The sequence below is a fragment of the Variovorax sp. 20P10.2.4 genome (assembly GCF_058244205.1).
Genome location: NZ_JBZAYE010000547.1, coordinates 1 through 4874 on the forward strand (window position 1 = coordinate 1; position 4874 = coordinate 4874).

The window sequence follows — 4874 nt, forward strand, 5'->3', positions numbered from 1 at the left end:
GCAGGGTCGGGCGCAGCCGCACGCGGTCGTTGTTGGTGCGCAGCGCCGGGTCGGCCTTGAGGTCGTCGAAGCCCAGGGCATCGCAGAAGCTCTGCCACTGCGCGTCGCTGACCGCGGCCAGGAAGATCTGCTCGCCGTCCTTCACGGTGAACACGTCGTACAGCGCCCAGGCCGAGATGCGCTCGGGCATCGGCGCCGCGGCCTGGCCCGTGATCGCGTACTGCAGCATGTGCTGGCCGACCAGGAACACGTTGTTCTCGAACAGTGCCGAATGCACCTCCTGGCCCTCGCCGGTCTGGCCGCGCTGCATCAGCGCGGCCATCGCGCCGATGGCGCCGAACATGCCGCCCATGATGTCGTTGACGCTGGTGCCCGCGCGCAGCGGGTCGCCGGGCCGGCCGGTCATGTAGGCCAGCCCGCCCATCATCTGCACCACCTCGTCGAGCGCGGTGCGATGCTCGTAGGGGCCGGGCAGGAAGCCCGTGTGGTTGACGTACACCAGCCGCGGGTTGAGCCGGCGCAGCGCGGCGTAGTCGAGGCCGTATTTCCCCATGGTGCCGGGCTTGAAGTTCTGCGCCACCACGTCGGCGCCGGCGCACAGGCGCAGCGCGGCCTCGAGCCCCTGCGGATGGCGCAGGTCGAGCGCGATGCTCTTCTTGTTGCGGTTGAACATCGGGAAGAAGCCCGCGCCCGCGCCCAGCAGCTGGCGCGTGCGGTCGCCCTCGATCGGCTCGACCTTGATGACCTCGGCGCCGAGGTCGGCCAGCACCATGCCGCAGGTCGGGCCCATCACCATGTGGGTGAACTCGACCACGCGGATGCCGGCCAGCGGCAGGCGCTTCTCTTCGAGGGCGCTCATGCCGCCACCTCTTCCCGCGCGAAGGTCTTCGGAAAGCCCGCGCGCCACAGCGTGCCCTGCAGCGTCTCGCCGTCCAGCCATTGCGCCACGCGCCCGCGCAGCGCGAGCAGTTGCCGCAGATCGACGCCCGTGGCCACGCCCATGCTCTGCAGCATGAACAGCAGGTCCTCGGTGTCGACGTTGCCGCTGGCGCCCGGCGCATGCGGGCAGCCGCCGATGCCGGCCAGGCAGGCGTCGAAGCGCGCGATGCCGACCTCGAGCGCCGCATAGACGTTGGCCAGCCCCAGCCCGCGCGTGTCGTGGAAATGGCCGCACCACAGCCGCTCGCCCGCGATGGCCCGCGCGCGCTCGAACAGGCGGCGCACCATCGCCGGGTCGGCATAGCCGACGGTGTCGGCCAGGCTCACGCGGTCGGCGCCCGCATCGAGCAGCGCCTGCATCAGCCGCAGCACCTCCTCGGGCGCCACCGGGCCCTGCAGCGTGCAGCCGAAGGCGGTGCCCACGCCGCCCTCGATCAGCGTCCTCGAGCCCGCGGCATCGCGCGCGGCGCGGATGCGGCCGACCTCGGCCACCACCTCGTCGGGCGTCTTGCGCAGGTTGGCGAGGCTGTGCGCATGGCTGGCCGACAGCGGCACCACCAGCAGGTCGGCCTCGCCCTCGATGGCGCGCTCCGCGCCCTTCAGGTTGGGCACCAGCACCGAGGCGAACAGGCCCGGCAGGGTCTTCGCGAAGGCCAGCAGCTCGGCCGTGTCGGCCAGCTGCGGCAGCAGCCGCGCGGGCACGAAGGAGCCGACCTCGATCTCGCGCTGGCCGGCCGCGTGGGCGGCGCGGATCCACTCGCGCTTGTGCGCGGTGGGCAGGGTGCGGGCGATGCTCTGCAGGCCGTCGCGCAGGCCCACTTCGCGCACGGTGGCGCGCGGCGGCAGGAAGGCGTGCGGGCGCGCCGGGGCGGAAGGTTCGGTCAAGGCGATGTCTCCGTGGGATGGGTGTCTGGAATCGGCGTCATTCTTAGACTTTCCGATTCGATGCAGAAGCTATATTTCGGAACCAGATCCGTTCCGAATCGGAACACCACGAAGCCACGGAGCCGACGCCATGCGCGACCTCGACCTCACCACCCTGCGCCTGTTCGTCTCGGTCTGCGAGACCCGCAGCATCGCGCGCGCCGGCGCCCAGGCCAGCATCGTCGGCTCGGCGATCAGCAAGCGGCTGGCGCAACTCGAGGACACGCTGGGCACGCCGCTGTTCGTGCGGCGCCGCCGCGGCGTGGTGCCCACGGCCGCCGGCGAAACCCTGCTCGAGCATGCGCGCGCCATGCTCGGCAGCGTCAACCGCATCGAGCGCGACATGGCGGCCTATGCCGGCGGCATGCGCGGCCACGTGCGCATGCTGGCCTCGGCCTCGGTGATGGCCGAGTCGCTGGCCGAGGACGTGGCCGATTTCCTGCAGGACCCGGCGCACCGCAACATCCGCGTCGACATGGAGGAGCGCGTGAGCCCCGAGATCGTGCGCGGCATCCGCGAGGGCGTGGCCTCGATCGGCCTGTGCTGGGACGCGGCCGACCTCGAGGGCCTGCAGCGGCGCGACTACCGCAGCGACCACCTCGCGGTGGTGGCGCATCCCTCGCACCCGGTGGCACGCATGCGCGAGGTGCGCTTCGAGCAGCTGCTCGACCACGAGTTCGTCGGCATGCCCGCGCTCAGCGCGGTGCAGTTGCTGCTCGCGCGCGAGGCCACGGCCGCGGGCAAGCCGCTGGTGCACCGCGTGCTGGTGTCGAACTTCGACGCCGCGCTGCGCGTGGTGCGCGCCGGCCTCGCGATCAGCGTGGTGCCGGCCGAGGTGGCGCAGCCCTTCACCGCGGCCTACGGCCTGTGCCTGATGCCGCTGGCCGACCCGTGGGCGAAGCGCCGCTTCGCGATCTGCTTTCGCGACGAGGCCTCGCTCTCGCCCGCGGCGCAGTTGCTGGTGGCGCACCTCGAGAAGCTGGCGCGGCGCGACTGAGCCGTCTCATTCGTCCGGATTTCGAAACGATCCTTTGCGCGGGAGCCGGTTTTTGTTTCGTTCGGCGCAATCCACACTGCGGGCTTCACCTGTCACACCTTCATCCGCAGAAAGAATCATCGCCATGTTCCGCCGCAGCTTCCTTGCCGCCACCGCGCTCGCCGCCCTCTCAACCTTCCCCACCTTCGGCATCGCCGCCTCCGCCGCGCCCCTGACGCTCGAGGTCTACAACCCGGGCGCGGCTTCGTTGTTTCCCGTCTCCTCGAGCATCGTCTCGGGCGAGAAGGAGGCCGTGCTGATCGACGCCCAGTTCCAGCGCAACGACGCCCAGGCGCTGGTGAAGAAGATCCAGGCCGGCGGCCGCAGGCTCGCCACCATCTACATCAGCCACAGCGACCCCGACTACTACTTCGGCCTCGACGTGATCCGTGCCGCCTTCCCCGACGCGAGGATCGTCGCCACGCCGCAGACCGTGGCCGCGATCCAGGCCTCGAAGGACGGCAAGCTGGCCCACTGGGGCCCGATCCTCAAGGACAACGCGCCGCAGTCGCTGGTCGTGCCCGAGCCGCTCGCGGGCGACACGATCGAGCTCGAGGGCCGCAAGATCCAGGTCGTCGGCCCCACGCCCGCGCGCACCGTCGCGTGGATTCCCTCGCTCCGGACCGTGGTCGGCGGCGTGCCGGTATCGGCCAACATCCACCTCTGGGTGGCCGACACGCAGACGCCCGAGTCGCGCCGCGACTGGCGCCGCACGCTGGACCGCATCGCGGCGCTCAAGCCGAAGACCGTGGTGCCCGGCCACTACCTGCCGAACGCCGACGGCTCGGCGCCCTCTACGCTCGCTTCGGTGAACTTCACGCGCGCCTACCTGCAGGCCTTCGAGACCGAGGCCGCCAAGGCCAAGGACTCGGCCGCGCTGATCGCCGCGATGAAGAAGCGCTACCCCAAGCTGGAAGACGCCTCCTCGCTCGAACTGAGCGCGAAGGTCATCAAGGGAGAGATGAAATGGCCGCAATGAACCCGGGCAGCCACGACGGCGCCACCCTGCACTGCATCTTCGACCCGCTGTGCGGCTGGTGCTATGCCGCCGCGCCGCTGGTCGAGGCCGCGCGCGAGGTGCCGGGCCTGCGGGTCGAACTGCATGGCGGCGGCATGATGACCGGCGCCAACCGCCGCGCCATCACGCCGCAATGGCGCGACTACGTGCTGCCGCACGACCGCCGCATCGCCGAGCTCACGGGCCAGCCCTTCGGCGAGGCCTACTTCGAGGGACTGCTGCGCGACGGCACGGCCGTGATGGACTCCGCACCGCCGACCACCGCGATCCTCGCGGCCGAATCGCTGCGCGCGGGCGGCGCGCTCGACATGGCGCATCGCGTGCAGCGCGCGCACTACGCCGAGGGCCGGCGCATCGCCGATGCCGAGGTGCTGCGGGCGCTGGCCTTGGAACTGGGCCTCGACGGCGAAGCCTTCGCTGCCGCCTTCGCGCGGCTGTCGGGCGAAGCGACCGCGCAACACATCGAGGCCAGCCGCGCGTTGCTGCGCCGCGTGGGCGGCCAGGGCTTTCCGACCTTCGTGCTCGCGCGGCCCGATGGCGGCGCGAGCCGGGTCGACATCGGCCCGTGGCTGGGCCGGCCGGACGCGTGGAAAGCGCAGCTCGCGAGCTTCGCCGCGCCGTCCGCGCCGGGACATCCGACCCTGGGCAGCTGCGGCCCCGACGGCTGCGCGATCTGAAAACCGCCCGCCGGCCTGGACATCCGGCGGCCGTGTTTCGTCGCGGAAGCGCTGAATTCGGAGGCTTCACGGACAAATGAGAACCATTCTCGACAATAATCCGCCGGCGATCCGCGCGCCATCCCCCTTCCCATGTCCGCCCAACTCTCCCCCAGCCCGCTGCTGAAAGCCTTCCAGGACAGCTACCAGGAGCTGGTACGGTTCATCGCGCGCCGCACCGGCAGCACGCACGATGCGCGCGAGCTGGCGCACGACACCTGGGTCCGGCTGGCCGAGCGCG

The 4874-nt window shown here is 71.4% G+C and carries 4 protein-coding genes and 1 pseudogene; 3 read left to right on the plus strand and 2 right to left on the minus strand.

Features of this window, described 5'->3' with window-relative positions; genetic code table 11:
* On the minus strand, nt 1-859 hold an 859-nt coding region (locus AC27VN_RS32595; RefSeq protein ID WP_490879242.1), incomplete at its 3' end, for a CaiB/BaiF CoA transferase family protein.
* Nucleotides 856-1824 (minus strand): hydroxymethylglutaryl-CoA lyase, encoded by a 969-nt coding sequence (locus tag AC27VN_RS32600; protein WP_490879243.1) that lies wholly within the window; start codon nt 1822-1824, stop codon nt 856-858. The genes AC27VN_RS32595 and AC27VN_RS32600, both read right to left, overlap by 4 nt.
* A gap of 130 nt (nt 1825-1954) precedes the next feature.
* On the opposite strand from AC27VN_RS32600, the gene AC27VN_RS32605 reads away from it, so the two are divergent.
* From AC27VN_RS32605 to AC27VN_RS32615, 3 genes and pseudogenes are all read left to right on the plus strand, one after another.
* Nucleotides 1955-2860 (plus strand): LysR family transcriptional regulator, encoded by a 906-nt coding sequence (locus AC27VN_RS32605; protein ID WP_057590428.1) that lies wholly within the window; start codon nt 1955-1957, stop codon nt 2858-2860.
* Nucleotides 2861-2984: 124 nt separating this feature from the next.
* A pseudogene (locus AC27VN_RS32610) lies at nt 2985-3872 on the plus strand (MBL fold metallo-hydrolase); the annotation flags it as partial.
* A complete protein-coding gene (locus tag AC27VN_RS32615; protein ID WP_490879244.1) occupies nt 3866-4594 on the plus strand; it encodes a DsbA family protein in 729 nt (242 codons plus the stop codon). The pseudogene AC27VN_RS32610 and the gene AC27VN_RS32615, both read left to right, overlap by 7 nt.
* Nucleotides 4595-4874 lie beyond the last annotated feature (280 nt).

Bases quoted from the DNA above. Each gene is read 5' to 3' on its own strand.
- AC27VN_RS32605 (WP_057590428.1), top strand. From the start codon at position 1,955: ATGCGCGACCTCGACCTCACCACCCTGCGCCTGTTCGTCTCGGTCTGC.
- AC27VN_RS32615 (WP_490879244.1), top strand. From the start codon at position 3,866: ATGGCCGCAATGAACCCGGGCAGCCACGACGGCGCCACCCTGCACTGC.